This window comes from Deltaproteobacteria bacterium, from assembly GCA_016874775.1.
GTDB lineage: Bacteria > Desulfobacterota > Binatia > Bin18 > Bin18 > VGTJ01.
The window spans coordinates 1-20,384 of the sequence record VGTJ01000119.1 but is presented as its reverse complement, the minus strand read 5'-3'; the positions used below and the strand labels follow the sequence as shown (position 1 = coordinate 20,384).

Genomic DNA, 20,384 nt, shown 5'->3' with positions numbered 1-20,384 from the left:
GCGCTTGGAGGTGGTGCGCCGTTCGGCAGACGCCAAAGGCTTTACCGTGTTGCCCCGCCGCTGGGTGGTGGAGCGGTCCTTCGGTTGGCTGGGGCGCTAGCGGCGCTTGTGTCGGGACTTCGAACATACCACCGTTTCCAGTGACGCTATGGTGTACTTGGCCAGTATCCGGCGCACGCTGCGGATGGTGACGACGGAAAATACGAATTAAAAAACACTTTCTGAGAGGAATGTCGGAAGATCATGGAACCACCAACGATACCCAGCGCTGCGCACGCACCGGCGGCCAATACGTGGCTGATCGCACTTGCGGTGATGCTTGCCACGATCTGAGAGGTCTTAGCTATGACGATCGCCAATGTCGCGCTGGATCATCTCCGCTTTTTCCGGTTGATTCCCGTCGTGTTTGTGATGCGCCAGCCACAACGTGTGGGCGGCACAGTGGTAGCCCATGAGGATCACCAAGACAGTCTGTTCGGAGTAAGGAGGGGACATGGCACAGCAGTTTGATCCCATCTTCGTCGAGGTCATCAAGAACGAACTCGCAGCCGTGACTGAAGAGATGGCGATCGCGGTGAGCAAGACGGCGCGCTCAGCCATGGTCAAAATCGGCGATTTTGCCGCGACGATTTGTGATGGGCAGGGCCGCCTGATTGGCCCAGGGTATGCCGCGCCCTTTCAACTCGCCATCTTCCAGGAGGTGATGGCTGGCGTGATCCACAAGTGGCGCGACCCGTTCCGTCCAGGGGACGTGCTGGTCGTCAACGACCCCTACGCCGGTATGGGGCACATGCCGGATGTCGCAGTCATTACCCCCGTCTTCTGGGAGGGACAGGTGATCGCATTCACTCTCGCCTACTCCCATCACACGGACACGGGTGGTCGCTTCGCCGGTGGATTTAGCAGTCAGTGTACCGAGAGTTTTGAGGAAGGGATGCGGCTGCCGGCCGTCAAATTGTACACAGAGGGACGGCGCAATGAGGCGCTGCTCGATATGATTCTCGCCAATGTCCGCACACCAGAGGAATGGCTCGGCGATGTCGAAGCGAAAGTGGCAGGCTGTTGGCGTGGTGCGAAAGAACTCCAGCGCCCAGTGGACAAATACGGACTCGACACCTTTACGTCGTGTTGCGACCATGTGATGGATCATTCCGAACAGGCCACGCGCGCTGCCATTCAGGCCATGCCAGATGGTCGCTATGAACAGGACGATATTTTTGAAGATGACGGGTTTGGCAATGCCGTGGCGCTAAAGCTCAAGGTGGCACTCGAGGTCGCTGGCGATACATTGACGGCGGATTTCACTGGCACCGACCCGCAGGCAAAAGGGGCCATCAACATGCCACTCAGTATGACCAAAGCCATGGTGTATGGCAGCCTCAAACTGATGGTGAGTCCCGATATTTTACTGAACTCAGGATTCGTCCGGCCCATGCATGTTGCAGTTCCCCTTGGTAGTCTCCTCAATCCGCGATACCCGGCGGCTGTCGGAGGGCGGGCGTCACTAGCATTCCGCGTCTCAGACATGGTGTTCCGTGCGCTGGCGCAAGCGCTGCCAGACCGTGTCCCCATTGTTGGCGAGGGAGGCGATGTGCTCCACTTCGTTGGTCGTGGCACAGATGGGCAGCCCTTTGCGGCTATGGACGGCTTCTTTGGTGGCTGGGGAGCGCGCCCGTATAAAGATGGGATCGACGGGGTGACCCCAATGACCTTCGGCTCCTATGGAACGACCCCAGCCGAGCTGCTCGAGCGCGAGCATCCACTGGTCGTCGAAGGCTTCGGCTATGTGCCCGACAGTGGGGGACCGGGCAAATATCGCGGCTCCGTATCCGTCTATCGACAATGGCGGTTCTTGCAACCCGGTACGATTATGGTGCGTACCAATCGTCCGTCGCGTCCGTGTGCAGGCCTCGCTGGGGGACAACCGGGAGCGATATCACAAAATGTTCTTAATCCGCAAACCGATGCGGTCGCCCTCCCGCGGCAAACCCATCTGCATCTTGACGTGAAGCCCGGTGATCGCGTCTTTCACGCCATTAGCGGTTCCGGCGGACATGGAGATCCGTGGGATCGTGAGCCAGCGCTGGTGCTGAAGGACGTGCACGACGAGAAAGTCACCCTCGACGGGGCGCGGCAGCACTATGGCGTCATCATTGACCCACACGGTCTGACGATCGATTGGGAGCGTACCAGACGGCTGCGTCAGAGCCGCGCGGGGCAAAAACCCGAGGGTGCGGTCAGTTGAGGGACGTGACGGCAACAGGAGTGGAGCGGCATGGAGATCGATCGCGTGGTGGACAGGACCACGTCGCGATCGCAACAGGCACTGTTTGCAATGGATGTGTGGAGAATCAATGACACACTCACGGTCCTCTTTCGAACACAGCATTGTGTACGTCGGGAATGCTGACAGCAATGAGATCTTCGTGCTGCAGCTTGAGCAGCAGACCGGTCACCTGAGGGTCATCGAGCGAGTACCGATTCCTGACGTTGTGCAACCAGGGATTTCTACCCCGATGGCCGTGAGCCCTGATCGACGATTCCTCTACGTCGGTGTCCGTGGCCAACCGCAGCGCGTCGCGAGTTTCGCGATCACTCCGGCCAGCGGTCAACTCACGTATATTGCCAGCGGTCCACTCGCTGACAGCATGGCCTATCTCGTCACTGATCGCACGGGCCGTTTCCTCCTGGGCGCCTCCTATCCTGGTCACACACTCACGGTGAATCGTATTGATCCACCCGGCCGCGTGCACCCGCCACATCAGGTCTTGCCGCATTATCGACATGCACACTCCATACTCGTCGATGCGCAGAATCGCTACGTCCTCGCCCCGACGTTAGGAAGTGACTGTGTCAGTCAACTCATATTGGATGTCCAGACGGGAATACTTACGCCGAACACCCCACCGTCGCTGCCACTGCCGGCGAACAGTACGCCGCGTCACTTGGTGTTTCATCCGGACGGCAACCTGGTCTATGTGCTCGGTGAGCGTGATGGTGCGGTGACCGCGTTGGACTATGACGCTACGACAGGACTGCTGCGACAAAAACAGCGCCTCTCTGCCCTCCCTCCTGATTTCCAGGGGAGTCCGTTAGCGGCGGATCTCCACATCACCCCGAATGGCAGATTTCTCTATGCGTCAGAGCGGACCTCCAGTACCCTGACCGGCTTCAGCGTGGACCCGACCACCGGTACGCTCGCGACGATCGGCAGCGTGCCGACGGAGAGACAGCCGCGTGGGTTCAACATTGACCCCTCGGGCCGGTATGTACTCGCGGTTGGTCAACTGTCGCATGCGTTATCGAGCTACCAGATTGACCCAGACACCGGACACCTCATCAAGTTGAACGACTATCCAATGGGGAAAAATCCGAATTGGGTTGAGACCGTGGAGATTCCTTCTTCTTGAGGTTCCCTGTATAACGTGAACCAAATAGGACAATACCAGATCTATCGCGATCGGTTAACTCTCGATCATCACATCAACAAGTACGGCACGCAGAGTACAACTGCACCAGCTCTGCGTGCGCATACGAGTCGTCGGCTATACATCCTTCAGCCCGTCGGGATTCCTCTATGGATCACGCAATCCCGTACAGCCGCGCGGCGGTGTCATGCACGATCTTGCGGCGGTTCGTCTCCGAAAGTCCGCTGAAAGCTTCGTCAATAAACTGTTGCGAGCGTGGCCAGCTCGCGGCCGTGTGCGGGTAGTCTGAGGACCACATGGCGTTGTCCGCCCCGTACACGCCCAGCGTGTGAACAAAGAGCGGCTCGTTGATAAAGGTGGCATACACCTGGCGTTTGATATACTCGCTGGGCTTGAGACTCAACTTCACTGGATTCGCCCCAGTCCGTCCAAACCGATCGTGCGCGAAATCCATCCGCCACATGAAGTACGGAATCCACGCCACGTCATTCTCAGCCGAGACCAGTTTCATCTTCGGGAAGCGTTCTAGCACTCCATCCAGAACAAACACCGAGAGCGAACGCTCCACTTCGTGATGCAAGACCGCGACTTGCCGTGCCAAGTTCCCCGTAAAGAAATCTGACCCCATCCCCCGGCGGCTGGTCAGGATGTGCAGCGACAGCGGCATATTGAGATCCTGCGCAGCGGCCCAGAACGGATCATACTCGGGATGATGATAGGGGCGATCGTCTGGCGGCTCCGCCCAAATCATCGCCCCGCGCATCCCCTTGCGGGCAATGCGTTGGAGTTCTTGCACTCCCGCCGCGATATCTTCCAAGGTAATGAGCCCCAAGGCCAGCAGCCGTTTGGGATTATGGCTGCAATACTCCACCGCCCAATCATTGTAGGCCCGGAAACATGCCGTCCGCAGCTCGGCATCCTGCAAGCCGTAGAGCGGCATACCCATCGAGGTGTAGATCACCTCCGCTTGTACCCCATCAACGTCTTGATCCTTAATCCGCGCTGCGGGGTCCCACACACTCGCCGGCGCGGCCTCAAAGCCCTTCTGATTGTGGGTGGGCAACTGCTCTGACGGTACCCCAGCGCCAAAGAACGCGGCGACTGGGACCGGCGCAATATCCTCACAGACAAAGAACTCGCCCTCTTTTCCCTGGAACCCTTTCACCGTGTGGGGCGCACGGTCACGGAACTTCTTGTCCATCCGGTCTGCCCACATGGTCGGGGGTTCAACAAAGTGGGAGTCTGCCGAAATGATCTGAGACTGTGCCATAACATACCCTCCTGTTACTACGGGTTCATCCAAAAGACACAGAGCCACCCGGCGTTGGTGACTGACGTACAAGGCGTCAGTCACCTTTGTGAATCAGAGAAAGAACGGTCGCTACAGTGCTTCTCATCGACGCGACCGGAGCACTTGACCGGCCATGGCGCCAGTACTCCGCCCCTCCTCAAGGATGATCTCGCCATTGACGAACACCAGTAAGAACGCCTGTGCAACTTCCCCGATTGCCTTTTCCTTTTGGCGCTTTTTGGTGGGGAATGCAACAAGGAATATCGTGTGCGACAACGCCGTACGAGGAGATGGCATTGTGCCCAACATGAACTTTGACGATCACAGTCGGTACTCTGATTTTCTCTTCCCTTGCTTGTCAAGGAGAGGGCGCGGGTGAGGTTTGCAAAAACAGGCAACGCAGTACCGAATTTGCCTGGCAAAACTCACTAATGGAAGTACCGTTTAGTGAAGAGGCGTGCGTGCCCCATGTTCACGTCAAGCACCCGCGTGGGCTGGCACCGCCGCAGGGTGCCAGAACCGATACGGCCCGAGACGAGCGTGGCCACGACAAACGCGAGTAACACGGTGCTATACGAGCCGGTCGCGTCGAAGCCGACTCCCATCACAAACGGACCGACAACCCCGCCGAGCCCCCAGGCGGTGAGCACGTACCCAAGGATTTCGCCAAAGGCGCGCAGCCCAAAATAGCGACTTACCACGTAGGGCATCAGATCCGTCTCGGCCCCCACACCCAAGCCGATCAGAATGGCCGCAACAAAGGCGAGTATTCCTACCGCCTCGTTCCACAAGAGCAACACTCCCAGTGACGCGCCCGCGAGAAAGGCAATTGCTACAGACGCAGCGGCTACGCGATCGAGGAGGTAGCCAGCACCGACACGTGCGACCAGGAGTGCTCCGCCTAGAAATGACGTGGCGAGCGCCGCGCTCTGATCCGATAACCCACGATCGGTTAACATCGGCACAAGATGAATGAGACATCCATGCACACTGACCGACATACAGAAGAAGGCTAGCACCACCTGCCAGAACGTGATGAGGTGCCACACCTCAGCCCCAGTCAGCCCTTGCGGCTCGTTACCGTGTTGGGTGGGAGTCGACTGTGTCGCCGTGACTCCGTCGGGCTGTAATCCCATCAAAGTCGGGGTCTCCTTCAAGAACGGAGCGACGACGGGAATGGTAATGCAAATCACCATCGCTCCCAGCACGACATACGCCGAGCGCCAGCCGACTGCGTCAATCAGCGCCTGTGCCAGCGCTGGCATGACGAACGTGCCTAACCCCACCCCAATCATCGCCAATCCCAGCGCGAGCCCACGTTGCCGGTCAAACCACTGCGAGACGACCGTCAAATACGGTAACGTCGCCGCACCGACGGAGACGACTCCTAACAAGACGTACACAGCGTAGAAATGCCACAAACTCGGCGAGAGCAGCGACATCGAGGCCACGCCGGCACCGAACACGGCGACTGAAGGAACAATCACCCTGCGTGCGCCACAGCGATCGATCAGGCGACCAACCACGGGTGCGACGACACTGAGCATCAACAGCGACAAGGAAAAGCCCAGCGAGATGTCGGTGCGACTCCAGCCGAACTCTTCATGCAGCGGTTTGATAAACACCCCAAAGGTGAAAGCACTGATGGGCCCGTAACTCAAAAACGAGCCGATTGCGGCTGCAACCACGACCCACCACCCATAGAAGATTTTGGTCCGCCGACGCTCCGTCGCTGCCATACCTCTCCTCCGCGTAAAAGGTGAATATACTTTGTCACGAGTTTCTACGACCGCCATCTTTTATGTGCACACGAAAGAGCCCATGCGCGTCCCCTCCTTTAGGCCGATTCGTTGCAGGTGTTGTACGCCTCCTGCCAACAAAAGACACTCAACTTTGTGGCTAGTCGCTTCTTATTTTTGCACCTCTTGACCCCAGCGCTGATGGTGCTAGAGGGGAAGCATACATCCGGTTGGACCTGCGGTCGGCACGAAGAGTAGCATCAGCCTGTAGTACGGAGGGCCTACTGTTATGACCGCGCAGTCACTGTCTAGCCTTTCCGCCAACATGCTGGTGTGCGCTATCGTCACCGTTTGTGTGTAGCGCTGTCGTCAACATATCACCACCCACAAAGGAGGGCTGGCTATGGCGGAGTTCGATACCATTATTAAAGGCGGCACAGTTGTCGATGGGACCTTGCTCCCACCCTACAAAGCGGATGTCGGCATCAAAAACGGTGTCATCACCAAGATCGGGCATCTCAAGAGTAGTGATGCCAAGCAGGTGCTCGATGCCAGCGGGCTCATTGTCGCACCGGGCGTGATCGACCTGCACTGTCATTACGATGCGCCGATCCATTGGGACCCGTCGTGCTCGATTGGGAGCTGGCACGGTGTCACCTCTGTGACCAACGGCAACTGTGGCTTTGGCTTCGCGCCCGTGCGCCATAAGGATGCCGACCGCTCGATGTGGTCGATGGAGCGCAACGAAGCGATTCCCTACGAGGCGATGAAGGCGACTATGCCATTTACCTGGGAAACGTTCCCGCAGTGGATGGACCATATTGATCGCCTGCCCAAAGGCGTCAACATGATCCAACTTGTGCCAGTCACACCATTAGTGAGTTATGTGATGGGCGGCTGGGATCAAGCCAAGAGTCGTCAGCCGAATGAGAAAGAGATGGCAGAGATTGTCCAGGTACTGGATGGCGCGATGGCCTGCGGTGCCAACGGCTGGGCGGCGCAACGCTTGACCGGCTATGGTGCCTCAGTGCAACGCGACTACGACGGCACCCTCATGGTCTCAGACATCATGTCTGATGAGTTCTATCTGGCCCTGGCTAGAGCGATGCATAAGTATGATCGCGGCTCGATTCAATTCGCGCAGGTGTCGGGCGCGATTGATGAAGGCATTGAAGGCCCGCGGCGTGACATGGATTTTGGTGGACAGCTTGCGCAAGCGAGTAACAAACCGCTGATCTTCAACGCGATCGCGGCCATCGACGAGCGCCCACAAGTCTTTCGTACGATGCTCAGTGTCGTCGACGAATACAACAAGAAAGGTGTGCCATTGGTGGGCCATGCGGTGACGATTCGCGCCAATTTCCGTTTCTCCTTCATTGATCAGTGGAACCTGTTCGATAACGTCGATTCGTGGCGGGAAGCCACGCTCGGGACGCCGGAAGAGCGCACCACCAAGCTGAATAACCCCAAACTGCGGCACGAGATGAAAGCCGAGTATGATCGCAGCAAGCAACCCAAGGTCTTGGGCGACATTGCCGACTTCGTGTGTCGCAAGATTTCGCGCGATGATTTGCGGAGTAAGTATCAAGATCGCTCGGTACGTGAGATTGCCCAAGCCGAAGGCAAACATGTCGTCGATGCGCTCTTAGATGTGTCGGCGGCGGACAACTGGAAAACTCAGTGGCTCACCCCCACCCGCAATCAGAACCCAGACAACTGCAGAGAGATGCTGAGTCATCGTACGGTCGCAGGGTTCTCAGACGGTGGAGCCCATACGAAATTCCAGAACCTGGGGTCGTATCCGACCGATTTGTTGACGTGGATGGTGCGGGAGACAGGAAAAATTTCCTTAGAGCAGGCGCACTACCACATGAGTTACATGCCAGCCTGGGTGGCAGGCTTTAAGGATCGCGGCTGTATCCGCGAAGGCATGGCCGCCGATATTCTCGTCTACGATCTAGAAAAACTCGCGATTAAAGATCCAGAGTTCCTCTATGACGTGCCACCGGATAACGGGGCACGCCTGGTGCAACGTCCAGAAGGCTATCGCTGGATCATAGTGAATGGACAAGTCACCTTTGAGAATGCCAAAGAGACTGGCGTCTACTCGGGGAAACTCCTGCGCTGCGGCGCGTAGAGTCTCCATCGCTACGCGTAGCGATGCCGTAAACGCTGGTAGCGGCCCCTGGGCGCTGTGGCATCACGCCGTCCACTGCGCCCATTTCTGCAGATTGCCCGTTCGGACTACAAGGCCGCCACCGGCTGTTCGCGCATCGCACGCAGTGCGTCGAGTGATCCTACCGACTGAGGCTTTGAGCCTTTGCTCAATGGTCGCGAACCCGGTGTTACTTCGAACGGCGACGTTAGTCCTAACTCCTTTCCGATCTCGCGCACTGCAGGCATGACCTCGGTCGCGATCAACCGCATATTATTGAGGCGATCTTCTTTCGAGATCGGTCCGTCGTTCTGCCAAAATGCAAAAATGCCCGGTCGCAGAACTTCCAGCACCGTGCGCAACTTGGGAATCACCGTCTTTGGTGTACCGCAAATCACTTGCATTGCTCGCTCGACCGCAGGGAATGCGTCGAGAATCTGCTTCCGTGTTTGTTCGACGTCGATGGGCTTGTCTTGCCAGATGGCAGAGCGCGTTTTAATCTGCGCGTCAGAGATGCTTTCGTTTTTGGAAAGAGTCGAGCCATCTGCCAACCCTGCCCATGGACTGCCTTTAGTCGCTTCTGGGTCGGTGAACTGCCGCGCCATGCGCCGTGTCGCATCTTTCGAGTTGTAGCCCGGCGGGAACATCCATTGCGGTTGACCAAACAAACTGTATCCAATACCCGCACCGCCGAACATATCCCACTTGGCAATCTCACGTGCCTTCTCTTCTGTCTCAGCAACATAGACTTTTTGTAGGTAGCCGAAGTTCTCTGGTCCGACCTGATACCCTTCTGCGGCTGCTGCATCACGGTACATATTCCACAATTCGACCGTCGGTTCGAGGAACGTCGCCAGCGCAACGTAGGGGTAGCGATGCTTGGCGCACCACACGACCGTCTCAGGACTTAGCAGTCCAGGAATCCAGATCGGCGGATGCGGCTTCTGAATCGGTAAGCACCAAGGATCAACGAAACGATAATGGAAATGTTTGCCCTCATAGCGGAACGGTCCTGGCTTCGTCCAGGCCTGGATCACTACCTCATGGGCTTCGTTGAAGTATTCACGGTTGAAGGCAGGATTCGCATTAGACGCGAATTGTTCGCTTCCACCACCGCGCACCCACCCAGCAACGAGGCGACCGCCAGAGATCATATCAATCATGCCAAGCTCTTCGGCGAGGCGTAACGGATTACCCACTACTGGCAGCGGGTTCCCCAAGAGCACGATTTTTACTTTCTTCGTGATGCGCGCAAGAATCGATGCTTCGACATCCATCACCGAGCCCATACAGAAGGCCGTGTCATGATGTTCGTTCAGCATCACGCCGTCGAAGCCTAGCTCTTCGGCTAACACCTTCTCGTCGAGATACTCATTCAGTAGCTGTCCACCTTTCACCGAATCGAAATGTTTGTTTTCGATCCCAAAGAAACCGGTCTTGATGACTTCGTCATTCGACACGTACCGGTAGGGTCGTTCAGTGAAGTACATCAGATGCATCGTGCTATCCTCCTTATTTGACTGTCAGCTGAAAAAGCTTTCCACCTCGCGGACAAACTCGCTCGGTGTCTCGACCTCGGGTCGATGGCCACAGTTATCGAACACACGCAAACTCGCAGACGACATCACTCTCTGATAGTCGGCAGCTGCGCTCAGCGGAACGACCTTATCCTCGCGCCCCCACAGCAACAACGTGGGCAAGCTCCGAGCGACTCCCAATAAATGCGGCAAACTGGGATTGTGCATGAACGGGGCCCACGCCAGCCGTGCTGACTGCGCCCGTGCTTCTTCTAAACGCTCGAATTGCTCGGGTCCCTCACCGCCGTAGAGTTGGTCGTACTCCTCAGTCGCATCGGCATCATGAACCGTCACAAAAAGATGCTTCAGCGCCATCAGTTGGAAGAAATCAAGAATGGCTCCTTCCTTCGGACGGACACCCATCGGCGCGACCAACACGAGCTTGCGAAACTGAGCCGGATTGCATGCGGCCATCTCTGCCGCAATCCATCCGCCCAGCGAAAAACCGATCGCATCAATGGGAGCGAGATGCTGCTCGACCAGGTAGCGCGCGTAAAAGCCCGCCATGTCACGAATGTTACTGATCCACTCCGCCCGTTCCGTGCGGCTATAGCCCGGATGCTGCGGGATAATCAGCGTGCGCGAGCGTGCAAGCGCACTGTTCCATTTGAGCCACCCAGGCCAACCTAACTCCTCATGCAACACCAACAACGGACGGCCTGTGCCACCCCGGACAACTACCAAAGCGCTACCATCGACTTGCACTACCTCCTCTTTCCATTCCGGTGAACCATTACTTGATGCCATGATCGGGTTGTCCCTCCCTTTGTGGGCTACGTACCACGGTAGTCTCACCATAACAAGGGATGAATATTTGACCCATAACCCATGTTCTATGTTATTCTCGATTACGACAGCATGTTCACTTTGATGTTCCGCGTTGCCGTGTCCGTTGCGATGATATGACGTTGCAATTCCATCTCTCGTTCGTCAAATCCCAATGCTAGCCCCACCAGTTGGGGCAGGTGCAAGATCGGCAGACCAATCGGTCGCTTGGCTTTCTTGGCCGCGTTGGGTTGATTGCCGTCGAGGTTCAGGTGGCACAGCGGACAAGGCGTGACCATACAATGCGCGCCTTTGTCTTTGGCTTCACCGGTGTGATCGCTCACCATGCGCATCGAGTTGTCTTCATTGGCAGTCAGAATGGGAAATCCACAACATTTGGACTTGCCACCAAAGTCCACCACTTCCGCGCCAACGAGGCTGATGAGGTCTTCGAGGTACGTTTTGCGTCCGCTGAAACCCTTCGGGGCCATCAGGTCGGATGGACGTCGTAAGTAGCAGCCATAGAACGGGGCGACCTTGAGCCCGGTCAGTTGCCGTGTGACTTTCTCCTTGAGCTTGTCCGTGCCGTAATCCTCCATCAGGACCCAGAGCAAGTGCTTCACTTCAAGTGTGCCGCGATACGCCAGTCCTTCCTCGGCTAAGTATTTTTCGTTGATCTGTGCACGGTAATCAGTATCGTTCTGCAGGCGATGGTTGGCTTGCGTCATCACGCCCTGACAGGTGCTGCAGATCGTCATGATAGTGGAGAACCCGCCCTGCTCTGCTTTGGCAAAAGTGCGGGCATTGATCGGATCCGAAAGATCGCGACTCATCACGCCAGCGCCAGTGCAACCCACATCGGTTAGTTCTTGGAGTTCAAGGCCGAGCTTGTCGGCCACTTTTACTGCCGCTGGATAGAGCTCAGGACAGCCCCCACGCGACACACACCCCGGATAAAATGCGTACCTCATAGTTTCCCCTCCTCGGCTTTGTCGATGATCTGACGAATCTCCTTGGCACCGGGCCGGCGGTGATGCAGGTAAGGGATCGGCGCTTTTCGCCTCACCAGAGCGCGGGCCGCAATCGGGAGCAGTTTCAAGAGGCCAGGCAAATTCAGGAGGCCTTCGCTTTCGATGGCTAATCGGCCCTCGTCGAGCCAGCCACTCTGCTTCACGGATTTCACAAAGCTCTCGTAGTGCCGTCGCACCTTGGGATTATGCGCACCAGAGCGAACGCCCTGGCGAATCGCTTCATCGCGGATCTCGAAGATGCGTGACGTCGGCTCAATGCCCAGCGGGCAGTGACCATTGGCCTCGAAGCAATGCGCGCAGTCCCACACGCCGCGCGGTTCACTGATTTCCTTGAGCCGTTCGCTATGACGGCTATCCCGTGGATCGAAAATCGCGCGATAGGCCTTGGTCAACGCGGCAGGACCGACAAATTCACGATCCACCGCAACGACCGTACACCCTTCGTCACACAGACCACACATCACGCAGCTCATAGCGGTGCGCACCTCGGCGAGTTGCTCTTCGGCTACAGAAGCCGTGCCGTTGGGTTCAGCCGTCTGTGGTGTGATCCACGGGGTCACGGCACGGATCTTACGCCACAGAAACGCCTCCATGTCATAGACCAGGTCCTTCACCACCGGGATGTGGCGCATCGGCTCGACCGTGACCACCCCATCTTTCCCGACCACATCTACGACTCGGGTCGTGCACCCGAGCACGCCTTTCTTATTCACTCGGAGTGCGCAATCTCCACATGCCCCGCGTTCACAATTGGCACGGAACGCCAGACTCGGGTCGTGTTCCTCGCAGATGCGCGTCAACCCATCCACAATCGTGGCCCAATCTGGCAAGTCCATCTGATACGTTACTGGACCGGCCTGTTGTGGCTGCGCAGGATCAAAGCGCTGGACTTTAAAGGTCGCGTGCATCGTGTCCCTCCTTTTTTTCTGCAAACGTCTTGCGGCTCATGCGTCAGGGCGAAAGAAGTGCATTGACCGGACGCGTGGCCACCATCGGACCATTCCCTCCATGTGAAACCAGCGTATGCTGGCGCCATTCCTGGTCGTTCGTCAGCGGAAAATCACTGCGAAAGTGGACGCCGCGACTTTCCGTTCTCGTCTGTGCAGCGTTGACGATCGCCGCGGCGACATCGAGCAAAGACGCGAGTTCAAAGAAGGCTAGGAGTTCGGCGTTGTACATTTTGCCGTGGTGTCGCAATGAAACCTGCGCGTAGCGCTGTTGTAGCGCTGTCAGTTCCTGCGCAGCGACAGCAAGACCTTCACGCTCCCGCACCAACCCCACATGCGCATCCATAACGGTCGTTAATTCATGACTGATCTTGGGTACGGTATCCTCACCAGCCGGGCGCGCGAAAATCTCCTGTACGCGTCTCTGCTCATCTGTCACCAGCGCTTGCGCGACTGGCGCTGGTCGTGTGGTCTTGGCATAGGCGGCTGCAGCGACACCTGCACGTCGCCCGAACACCACACAGGATGTGAGTGTATTGCCTGCAAGGCCGTTGGCACCGTGGACCCCGTGCCACGCGCATTCACCGGTAGCAAAGAGGCCAGGCACAGTGGTCACGCCATCCAAGATGGTTTCGATACCACCAAGGAGGCGATGCGCGAGAGGACGCACCGGTAACGGCTCACGATCAAGCGCGATACCAGCTAACTCAGTGGCAACGCGCTGCAAATACGGAAAACGCGACGTCAGCACCTGTTTCCCAATCGGTCGCATATCAAGCAGAAAGGGACTGTCCCTGCGCGCTGCTCCCGCCGTCTGCGCCATCGTGCGACATAACGAATCCCGTAACAGCGGACCGTTGGGTTGCAGCAGCGGCTGTCCAGTCGAATCACACAATAGTGCGCCCTCAGCTAGCGCCGCTTCCGAGGCAAACGCGCGATGGGAATGAAAACCCAACGGATGGTATTGCACCATCTCCATATCCACGAGCCGCACGCCAGCGCGATAAGCGAAACTCATCCCATCGCCCGTACACGATCGTGCCGCCGTGCTGCGTTGGTACACTCGTCCAGCACCATCCGTCGCGAGAATCACTGCGGGAGCGGTGAATGCGGTAAGGGTGCTCGTGCGTTGGTCTAACGCGACAACACCGCAGCATTGCCCCTCATCGACAAGGAGTGAGAGGACTTGCCACTCATCATACGACGGGATCTGCGCCTTGAGCAGTTGCTCGTAGAGCGTCTGCAGCACGACATGACCAGTGATATCGGCGGCAAACACGGCGCGCGGAGTGCCACTGCCGGTCAACTGCCGGAACGCCAGTGTTCCTGCACTCGTGCGTGCGAAGGGCACGCCGCAATGATCGAGACGAAGTACCTCGTCTGCGGCCTCGCGAGACAATACCGTCAACGCCTCGGTCTCGCACAGGCCTCTTCCCGCTGCTTCACTGTCTTGCGCATGTCGTGCAGCGGAATCGTCAGGGCTCAGCTCCGCGTTCAAGCCGCCAGGCGAAGCAACCGTATGACTCCGCACGGGATGGGTTTTGCTGACGACCACCACCCGTGCTCCGGCTTCGTGCGCGGCAAGCGCTGCGCGCAGTCCTGCTACGCCACCACCCACAACCAGGACATCATACTCCGGCATAGGGTCCCTCCTTCGTAGCGTCACCAGACTCAGTATCGCATCAAGACAAAGAGGAAAACAACACCACCTGGCCGGAACATACCCCAGGCGAAAGCCGGACTGCAAGACTTTTGGTTGCTGATTCGTCTATCGTCGCACGCCCCCTGTGTCGCTCGCGAAAATCGCAGTACAGCTTGACGACAGCATCCCATCTGGAGTAAGGCCAGGATCAGCAGAACCAGCAGCAAGGTTCCGGTCTGTCGTAATCGTCCATGATGAACACAGCGCCCACCCATACCCGTTGGCTCATCCTCACCGTGATCTTTGGTATCGGGGAGTTGATGTTCATCGACCGGGTGAACATCTCGATCGCGGCCAAGTACATCATGCCGGAGTATGGTCTGAGTGATGTCCAGATGGGCTGGATCTTCAGTGCCTTCGTCTTTGGTTATGCCGTCTTGCAAATCACGGGTGGCACACTTGGTGACAGATTCGGCCCACGACACGTACTCGCAGGCGCGATCTTCGGGTGGTCTGCCTTCACTGCCGTCACTGCACTCGCTGGCGATTGGCTGCTCACATCGGCCATCGGCGTGGTCGGTTCATTCATTGTCGTGCGCGCATTAATCGGAGTTGGGGAAGCGGCTGGACCACCAAACTATAATCGTGTGGTCGCCAATTGGATGGCTCCAGGTGAGCATGGCTTGGCATTGGGGATCACAACCAGTGGCAGTGCACTGGGTGCTGCGCTGACGCCACCACTGATGGTGTGGATCATGCTGCATCTGGGTTGGCGTGCGGCCTTCTATATTGTCGGTGCAGTTGGGATGCTGGTTGCGTTGCTGTGCTACTGGTTCATCACAGATCGACCGGAACAGCATGCCTGGGTGAATGATGCGGAACGCGCCTTGATCGCGTCGGGAGGAGAACCCACATCCAGCGCCTCCGCAGCGTCCCGCGGCACTCCATGGAGGGTGCTGCTCACACGTCCAGATCTATGGTGTCTTACCTTGTCATACGGCACGTTGGGCTATATTAGCTACATCTACTTTTCCTGGTTCTACCTGTATCTGGTGAATGTCGGGGGCTTCTCATTGGTCAGTGGTGGGTGGTTCAGCACCGCGCCTTTTTTTATCAGTGCCGCAGCAGCACCGGTCGGCGGCTGGCTGTCCGGTAGGCTGAGCCGAGGGTATGGGAAACGCGTCGGACCCTGTGGCCTCGGGTTTTGCTGTCCGCTCGTGGCATCACTATTGATGTATTGTGGTGCGGCCACGTCTGACCCCTATCTGTCTGTGATCGCACTCTCACTTGGCGAGGGCATGTTATTGTTAAGTGTCGCCGCATACTGGGCGACGACGATTGACTTGGCGAAGCCATACGCTGGAGCAGTGTCCGGGCTCATGAACATGGGCGGGAATGTCGCGGGGACTGTGTCGCCTACGTTGACTCCGTACCTGGCGCAGCACTGTGGCTGGAACCGTGCCGTGTATGTTGCTGCCGCACTGGCCTTTGTCGGTGCGTTCTTTTGGCTCGGGATTCATCCGGAGCACGAGATTGACCTGGGAGAACAGCCAGTTCCGACTCCCCCGGTCGCTGCTCCTCGTCCTTCTGCTATAGAGACCATGACGTGACAGCAGATTGCATCGGTCCTTATGAAAAGAATCGGAAAGGTAAGCCTTTGACGGGAAAGAGGGATGATATGAGCGACAAGTGCGACGACGTGATGGCCCGTCTTGCGCGTCTAGAAGACCTCGAAGCCATTCGGCAGACGTGGCTGGACTATTGCCATCGACTCGATTCGGCGAATTGGACCGCCCTCCGCGACGTGTTTACCGAAGATGCGGTCCTCGAGATGCATGGACTGGACCATTTGGTCAAGGGAATGGATGGGCAGTATCGCGGCCGCCAGGCGATCATCAACGACTTTTATCGACGGACCGGAGCCGTCGTGTCACACGACGCCAAGCCGATGTTCGTCACCGGGCATATCATCACGAACATGCAGATCGCGCTCGATGGCGATGAAGCCACCACCTTGGCGTACTTTTTCGAGATCGTCGCCAACGATCGGGTGTTGATCGGCACGTATCAGCATCGCGTACGGCGCGACGCCGATCGCTGGCGGTTTCGTTTCTTGCGCATAGCGATTCGCTATCGCGCCAAGCTGGAAGCGACGGACGTGGGTGGTCAATCACTCAACGACATCCTGGCACGTCCGGTCTAGCAGAGGGTACTGCCTCCGCACGCCTGTCGACCTCCTGCAGCTGTTGTTGGCAAGGGAGATGACCGCACTTCCACCTCACCGTTACTAGCATCCTGATCGATGCGCGGTTCCGATCGTTGCTTGACAGAGTCGTCAGTTTTGATCTATGGCGAAAGCAACATCGGTGGTGCGACATGGGCTCGCAGAGGGCGGTACCGTAGCGAAAAGGAGGGACCATGCGCTTCGGCTTTTTCGAACAACTCCCACGCGCCGCGTGGCAATCTGAGCAGCAGCGCTATCAACTGTCAGACGCTCGATGGAACGATTCGCCAGAGAGGTCATGCCGCGCTGTCAATAACACCTGACCGTAGCAACGTCACAGAAAGTACACAAATGACACCGGATTCACCCTGTCGACCAACAGTACATCATACACATCACCGTGATGGTGAAAGGAGGATAAATATATGCCGCTCTATTTAGACGAAATCTACTTCAACGTAGACAGCCCAGAGGCCGCGAAGAAAGGGGTCGCGCTCATCCAGGGGGCGATTAAGAATGGATTCCCGCCTGGCGTGACCTTGAAGGCGGGACCGTGGGGATCGAATGAAGAGCCCAAAATCGTGCTCATCCTTGACATCCAGGACCATGCGCTCACCTTTGATGGGTTTTCCAAAGCAGTGAGTTCGGGCGTGGTGGCCAAACGCCGCCTGACACCGCTGGTGGAGTGGAGTGCGGTGGAAAAAGCGCTCGGATAAGGGCTCCACATCGAGTGGTTGAAAACCTCTCCCTTTGCCCTGCGACAGCGCTCGCCGTGAGCGTGCCGAAGGGCGAAGAACGGCCTTCTCGACGAGTCTGTGGACTGCAAACAACGAGGGACGATCTCACAAAACAAAAGGAGGAAGCTCTCGATGGCACGGATTCCCTATGTGCAAAAAGACCAGGCCCCCCAGAGGTCAAAGAGCTGTATGAGAACTGTGCTGGGCAATTCAAACTGCGCGATGTGCCGAATGTGGTTAAAGCACTGGCCAATAGTCCGAAGCTTGCACGGCGCGTCTTTCCCTTGGGCGACTATTTCATGCGCGAGTCCACGCTGGATCCACGCCTGCGGGAGCTGGCGGTCCTCACCCTCATGAACCGCCTGCACTGCAACTACGGCTTCGTGCGCCACATTCCGATTGCCGAACACACCGGCATCTCCCGCGCCCAGATCGATACTATTGCCCCGTATGCCACGAGTGGGCTGTTTAGTAGTGACGACAAGGAGATCATCAAGTACGCTGAAGACCTGACGCTCAAAGGTCAGGTGGATGACGAGTTGTATCGTCGCGTGCAGGACCGCATCGGGCAGCAGCATCTCCTCGATCTCACAGCCGCCATTGCCTTCTGGAATATGATGGCCCGTAATCTGAACGCCCTGAAGATTGATCTGGAGGACTGGTAAGGCACGCCACTGTCTGTGAACCGGAAGGGGCTGATTGGTAAAAGCAACTGTTCTGAATAGTTACGCCTTCCGGGAAACCACGCGTTGGCAGAGGCAGGGAAACGCTTCCCCGGTGCGACATGTGAAGCGGTGTCACAGAGGCGTGCGAGATGACTAACGTGGAATCGTCCGTGACCGTGCGCATAGCGAGTGCCGCAGATCTTGAAGCCCTTGTCCGTCTGGCCGTGGCCTTTCGTGATCACCTCACCCACGTGACACCGTCAGAGGAGGCCTTTCGTGTCTCGATTGCGCAGCTCCTGCAGGACACCGGAGTTGAGTTCTTCGTGGGGTGCGACGACCGCGGAGCGAGGCTGGGGTATGTACAGTGTCGCTATCGCTACTCAGCCTGGGTCTCAGGATTGGAGGCAGAACTGGAAGACGTCTTTGTGGTGCCCGCCGCACGGCGTCGTGGCGTCGGGCGACAGCTCATAGAGTTTGCGCTGAATCGTGCGCGTGAAAACGGGTGTCGATCCATCGGGCTTAACACCAACGAGCGCAAGCTGGAGGCGCTCGCCTTGTACAGAACGTTCGGGTTCCGTTCAGAGCGACCACGTTGGGCGGGCGGACGGCAACTCTGGCTCGACCGCTCACTGGAAGCCAGATGATCACTGCGGCATGTGTGCCGTAAATGCGCCGTGGCGAGCCCGTGAACGATCCTGTTACGCGGTCGTACCTCTGGGCACCGTAGGTAGAAACAGAGTGTGACATATAAGCGACACGAAAGAGCTCGCGTCATACAACGTGAGCCTCAGGCGTGACAAAGTGATATAGGAGATGCCGTGCGTATGAGAGTAAGAGCAGCGTACGTGACTGATGCCCCAGCCATTGCCCGGGTGCAGGTCGAGAGCTGGCGGACCACTTATGCTGGCATCGTCCCTGCCGACTACCTGGCAAATCTGTCCTATGAACAGCAAGGCCAGTTTTGGGAACACGTCGCGTCGACTGTATGTGGTCCGGCAGCGTTGTACGTTGCCGAGGGAGCCTCAGGAGAAATCACCGGGTTTGCGTCGAGTGGCACCGAGCGGACTGGCCATCCGCTCTACACCGGAGAACTCTATGCGATCTATCTCCTCGCTGACTGTCAGCGACACGGCGTCGGGCGGCAGTTGTTCCAGGCTGTGGTCGACGGCTTGTTGCAGCACGGGTTGTCGACCATGCTGGTCTGGGTGTTAGCAGACAATCCGGCGCGTGCCTTTTATGAAACGTTGGGTGGGCAGTACGTCACGGAACAAGAGATCATGATCGGGAATGCACAATTGAAAGAAGTCGCGTATGGGTGGCGTGATATTCACGGGCTTGGGAGTCAGCCGCCCATGCTCTGCTGACACCAGAAACGGTCCGAAACAGAGAACCAACAGCTATGGCGCGAACCTTCGAGCTTGCAACGCCCATCGACGGAACGGTAGAGGAAGCCTGGCGCGTGCTCACCGACTTTGCCGCGTATGTGCAGTGGAATCGCTTGGTGCCGTTCGGTCACGGATCTGCCACTCCTGGCACTCATCTCGAGTTTCGGCTGCGTGGTCGGCCAGGCCGCCGTCGCCCGCGGGTGGTCACGAGTACCCCACCGCAAGAACTCGTGCTGCAAGATACAGTAGGACACAAGACACTGCTCCACATGACGCATTGGTTCACGTTCGTACCTGCCGCCCAATCGCCAGGAGTGGACTTGTGTCAACGATGGCGTGCTGAAGGGATGCTTGTGCCCCTGCTGTGGCCCCTGCTTCGTCGTGACATGGCACGCTTTGCCGAATTTGGTCATGGCTTGCGTGACCGCGTACGTGAGCTGCGCCAGGTACAGGGGAAGACGTAGTGCACGGGCATAGGGGCAGAGAAGCAGGGACGTCATCACGGTCAGTGCAAATCTTGACGGCATCACGCCGAGTGTCAAGTGTCGCACGGGAACGAATACATGCTCCAAAGGAGAAACTGATGGGCACTGTCGAGAATAAAGAGTTGATTGCCGACGCTTTCGCTGCCTGGGCAAACGGCGATGGCATGGCCTTCTTCAATTTGCTGACTGATACCGCCACGTGGACTGTACTGGGCACCTGCCCGATCTCGGGGACCTATGTCGGTCGCCAACACCTCATTGAGCACGCCCTCAAACCCCAACGCGCGAAACTCGCTGGGCCTCCCACACCAAC

Annotated in this window: 18 protein-coding genes; 11 read left to right on the top strand and 7 right to left on the bottom strand. The window is 57.6% G+C overall.

Annotated elements, in window-relative coordinates:
• The first annotated feature begins 493 nt into the window (after positions 1–493).
• Both FJ147_18925 and FJ147_18920 read left to right on the top strand, forming a co-directional pair.
• Positions 494–2,245 (top strand): hydantoinase B/oxoprolinase family protein, encoded by a 1,752-nt coding sequence (locus tag FJ147_18925; GenBank protein ID MBM4257951.1) that lies wholly within the window; start codon positions 494–496, stop codon positions 2,243–2,245.
• A gap of 109 nt (positions 2,246–2,354) precedes the next feature.
• Positions 2,355–3,410 carry a lactonase family protein gene (locus tag FJ147_18920; protein ID MBM4257950.1) on the top strand — a complete coding sequence of 352 codons (1,056 nt, stop codon included), beginning with the start codon at positions 2,355–2,357 and terminating at the stop codon, positions 3,408–3,410.
• Positions 3,411–3,582: 172 nt separating this feature from the next.
• On the opposite strand, the gene FJ147_18915 is transcribed toward FJ147_18920, so the two are convergent.
• Both FJ147_18915 and FJ147_18910 read right to left on the bottom strand, forming a co-directional pair.
• Positions 3,583–4,698 carry an amidohydrolase gene (locus FJ147_18915; GenBank protein ID MBM4257949.1) on the bottom strand — a complete coding sequence of 372 codons (1,116 nt, stop codon included), beginning with the start codon at positions 4,696–4,698 and terminating at the stop codon, positions 3,583–3,585.
• A 449-nt stretch (positions 4,699–5,147) separates the two neighbouring features.
• A complete protein-coding gene (locus FJ147_18910) occupies positions 5,148–6,515 on the bottom strand; it encodes an MFS transporter (protein MBM4257948.1) in 1,368 nt (455 codons plus the stop codon).
• A gap of 346 nt (positions 6,516–6,861) precedes the next feature.
• Here FJ147_18910 and FJ147_18905 point away from each other — a divergent pair, with 346 nt between their 5' ends.
• Positions 6,862–8,595, top strand: coding sequence for an amidohydrolase family protein (locus tag FJ147_18905; protein MBM4257947.1), 1,734 nt, complete (start codon positions 6,862–6,864; stop codon positions 8,593–8,595).
• 107 nt (positions 8,596–8,702) lie between these two features.
• On the opposite strand, the gene FJ147_18900 is transcribed toward FJ147_18905, so the two are convergent.
• Genes FJ147_18900 through FJ147_18880 form a run of 5 tightly spaced genes read right to left on the bottom strand, consistent with a single transcriptional unit; the run spans position 8,703 to position 14,575 of the window.
• Positions 8,703–10,112: an LLM class flavin-dependent oxidoreductase gene (locus FJ147_18900; GenBank protein ID MBM4257946.1), complete on the bottom strand. Its 1,410-nt coding sequence runs from the start codon at positions 10,110–10,112 to the stop codon at positions 8,703–8,705.
• Positions 10,113–10,136: 24 nt separating this feature from the next.
• Positions 10,137–10,988, bottom strand: coding sequence for an alpha/beta fold hydrolase (locus FJ147_18895; protein MBM4257945.1), 852 nt, complete (start codon positions 10,986–10,988; stop codon positions 10,137–10,139).
• Between the two features lie 50 nt (positions 10,989–11,038).
• Positions 11,039–11,926, bottom strand: coding sequence for a disulfide reductase (locus FJ147_18890; GenBank protein MBM4257944.1), 888 nt, complete (start codon positions 11,924–11,926; stop codon positions 11,039–11,041).
• The gene (locus FJ147_18885) at positions 11,923–12,894 is read right to left on the bottom strand and encodes a succinate dehydrogenase/fumarate reductase iron-sulfur subunit (GenBank protein MBM4257943.1); all 972 of its coding nucleotides are present in this window, start codon (positions 12,892–12,894) and stop codon (positions 11,923–11,925) included. Before FJ147_18885 ends, FJ147_18890 begins: the two co-directional genes overlap by 4 nt.
• A gap of 43 nt (positions 12,895–12,937) precedes the next feature.
• Positions 12,938–14,575, bottom strand: a complete 1,638-nt coding sequence (locus FJ147_18880; GenBank protein ID MBM4257942.1) for an FAD-dependent oxidoreductase — start codon at positions 14,573–14,575, stop codon at positions 12,938–12,940.
• A gap of 251 nt (positions 14,576–14,826) precedes the next feature.
• On the opposite strand from FJ147_18880, the gene FJ147_18875 reads away from it, so the two are divergent.
• The 8 genes from FJ147_18875 to FJ147_18840 form a co-directional block, all read left to right on the top strand.
• Entirely contained in the window at positions 14,827–16,185 is a 1,359-nt protein-coding gene (locus tag FJ147_18875) for an MFS transporter (GenBank protein ID MBM4257941.1), read from the top strand.
• A 68-nt stretch (positions 16,186–16,253) separates the two neighbouring features.
• Positions 16,254–16,778 carry a nuclear transport factor 2 family protein gene (locus FJ147_18870; protein MBM4257940.1) on the top strand — a complete coding sequence of 175 codons (525 nt, stop codon included), beginning with the start codon at positions 16,254–16,256 and terminating at the stop codon, positions 16,776–16,778.
• A gap of 446 nt (positions 16,779–17,224) precedes the next feature.
• On the top strand, positions 17,225–17,515 hold the full coding sequence (locus tag FJ147_18865) for a hypothetical protein (protein ID MBM4257939.1): 291 nt from the start codon (positions 17,225–17,227) through the stop codon (positions 17,513–17,515).
• Positions 17,516–17,571: 56 nt separating this feature from the next.
• A complete protein-coding gene (locus FJ147_18860; GenBank protein MBM4257938.1) occupies positions 17,572–18,201 on the top strand; it encodes a hypothetical protein in 630 nt (209 codons plus the stop codon).
• Positions 18,202–18,350: 149 nt separating this feature from the next.
• Positions 18,351–18,845, top strand: a complete 495-nt coding sequence (locus FJ147_18855; protein MBM4257937.1) for a GNAT family N-acetyltransferase — start codon at positions 18,351–18,353, stop codon at positions 18,843–18,845.
• A 180-nt stretch (positions 18,846–19,025) separates the two neighbouring features.
• Positions 19,026–19,565 (top strand): GNAT family N-acetyltransferase, encoded by a 540-nt coding sequence (locus FJ147_18850; protein MBM4257936.1) that lies wholly within the window; start codon positions 19,026–19,028, stop codon positions 19,563–19,565.
• A 35-nt stretch (positions 19,566–19,600) separates the two neighbouring features.
• Positions 19,601–20,050 (top strand): hypothetical protein, encoded by a 450-nt coding sequence (locus FJ147_18845; protein ID MBM4257935.1) that lies wholly within the window; start codon positions 19,601–19,603, stop codon positions 20,048–20,050.
• A 119-nt stretch (positions 20,051–20,169) separates the two neighbouring features.
• On the top strand, positions 20,170–20,384 hold a 215-nt coding region (locus FJ147_18840; GenBank protein MBM4257934.1), incomplete at its 3' end, for a nuclear transport factor 2 family protein.

Excerpts from the sequence above, each read along its gene's own strand:
- FJ147_18910 (MBM4257948.1), bottom strand. The coding sequence starts at position 6,515 with ATGGCGGTCGTAGAAACTCGTGACAAAGTATATTCACCTTTTACGCGG.
- FJ147_18890 (MBM4257944.1), bottom strand. The coding sequence starts at position 11,926 with ATGAGGTACGCATTTTATCCGGGGTGTGTGTCGCGTGGGGGCTGTCCT.
- FJ147_18905 (MBM4257947.1), top strand. The coding sequence starts at position 6,862 with ATGGCGGAGTTCGATACCATTATTAAAGGCGGCACAGTTGTCGATGGG.
- FJ147_18920 (MBM4257950.1), top strand. The coding sequence starts at position 2,355 with ATGACACACTCACGGTCCTCTTTCGAACACAGCATTGTGTACGTCGGG.
- FJ147_18850 (MBM4257936.1), top strand. The coding sequence starts at position 19,026 with ATGAGAGTAAGAGCAGCGTACGTGACTGATGCCCCAGCCATTGCCCGG.
- FJ147_18865 (MBM4257939.1), top strand. The coding sequence starts at position 17,225 with ATGCCGCTCTATTTAGACGAAATCTACTTCAACGTAGACAGCCCAGAG.
- FJ147_18925 (MBM4257951.1), top strand. The coding sequence starts at position 494 with ATGGCACAGCAGTTTGATCCCATCTTCGTCGAGGTCATCAAGAACGAA.
- FJ147_18855 (MBM4257937.1), top strand. The coding sequence starts at position 18,351 with ATGACTAACGTGGAATCGTCCGTGACCGTGCGCATAGCGAGTGCCGCA.
- FJ147_18915 (MBM4257949.1), bottom strand. The coding sequence starts at position 4,698 with ATGGCACAGTCTCAGATCATTTCGGCAGACTCCCACTTTGTTGAACCC.
- FJ147_18900 (MBM4257946.1), bottom strand. The coding sequence starts at position 10,112 with ATGCATCTGATGTACTTCACTGAACGACCCTACCGGTACGTGTCGAAT.
- FJ147_18885 (MBM4257943.1), bottom strand. The coding sequence starts at position 12,894 with ATGCACGCGACCTTTAAAGTCCAGCGCTTTGATCCTGCGCAGCCACAA.
- FJ147_18880 (MBM4257942.1), bottom strand. The coding sequence starts at position 14,575 with ATGCCGGAGTATGATGTCCTGGTTGTGGGTGGTGGCGTAGCAGGACTG.
- FJ147_18875 (MBM4257941.1), top strand. The coding sequence starts at position 14,827 with ATGATGAACACAGCGCCCACCCATACCCGTTGGCTCATCCTCACCGTG.
- FJ147_18895 (MBM4257945.1), bottom strand. The coding sequence starts at position 10,988 with ATGGTGAGACTACCGTGGTACGTAGCCCACAAAGGGAGGGACAACCCG.
- FJ147_18845 (MBM4257935.1), top strand. The coding sequence starts at position 19,601 with ATGGCGCGAACCTTCGAGCTTGCAACGCCCATCGACGGAACGGTAGAG.
- FJ147_18870 (MBM4257940.1), top strand. The coding sequence starts at position 16,254 with ATGAGCGACAAGTGCGACGACGTGATGGCCCGTCTTGCGCGTCTAGAA.